This is a genomic window from Xenorhabdus sp. PR6a (assembly GCF_028599065.1).
Taxonomy (GTDB): domain Bacteria; phylum Pseudomonadota; class Gammaproteobacteria; order Enterobacterales; family Enterobacteriaceae; genus Xenorhabdus; species Xenorhabdus doucetiae.
In genome coordinates this window covers 1-939 of the sequence record NZ_JAQRFJ010000178.1, presented here as the reverse complement: position 1 = coordinate 939, position 939 = coordinate 1, and the positions used below count along the sequence as shown (strand labels likewise).

Sequence of the window (939 nt, the reverse complement as noted above, 5' to 3'; positions counted from 1 at the left end):
ATGTGCTTGTTGCTTTGGGCGTACTCGAGCGAGAATGTGCTTGTTGCTTTGGGCGTACTCGCTGGAGAACCTTATTCTATTGCGCATGAAGGGCTAGAACTGGTAAATAATCTTACACCTCATAAAGAAACAACTCGACAATTTACAGGCCTGGGTTCTGAAGTTGAACTTGATTTTCATATCGAGAATGCTGCGCAAGCATATATGCCAGAAGGAGACACGTCACCTTTTGCCTTGCTGCTCCTTGGAATCCGTAATGAGCCAGAAGGTGGACCGTTTACGCGAATTTCAGATTGCCGAAGGGCTTTGGATAAGTTATCTCAGGAAGACATAGAATATCTTTACAGTAAACATTACATTATTCGTGTTCCCTATCGCTGGCGTGGTGTTTCATCTATACAAGGTGATAACACCGATTTAGTTCCTATTCTTTCCGGGCCACTTTTTGCTCCTCGCGTAACGGTCGCTTTTTATCCTGATATGGTTCTTGCGGCTAATCCACGAGCAAAGCTTGCGCTAGATAATCTTTATCAAGCTATTCGTGAAGTCTCCTTTGGTGTACAGGTCTGCCCAGGGCGGCTTCTGTTAATCAATAATAGTTTCACACTTCACTCGCGGGATCAATTTCAACCGGTTTTTGATGAAAATGAACGAGCCTTCCGCTGGGTTCAACGCATATTCGTTGCTCGCAATCTCTGGAATTTCAGATCATTCACAGCGATTCAGGAACGTGTATTTTCCCCATTGAAAGTGATGTAAAAGAAAAACGATTAATCTCATCGGCGTGACAAGAAAGGTTACCAGTGATCAAAATATAGGTTACTGGTAACCATCCGAGCAGCAGGCTAATCAAAACCGTCTAAACCAGAGCAAAACATCTGACTCACTTTTGTCCAGAAACGAGTTAGAGATAACATGTGAATAGCCAAGTTTGATCGC

Annotated in this window: 1 protein-coding gene; it reads left to right on the top strand. The window is 43.5% G+C overall.

Translation table 11 applies throughout. The annotated features are described in order from the left end of the window. Window positions 1-759: TauD/TfdA family dioxygenase (locus PSI15_RS18170; protein ID WP_273584748.1), on the top strand; the 759-nt coding region annotated here is incomplete at its 5' end. Window positions 760-939: the final 180 nt, after the last annotated feature.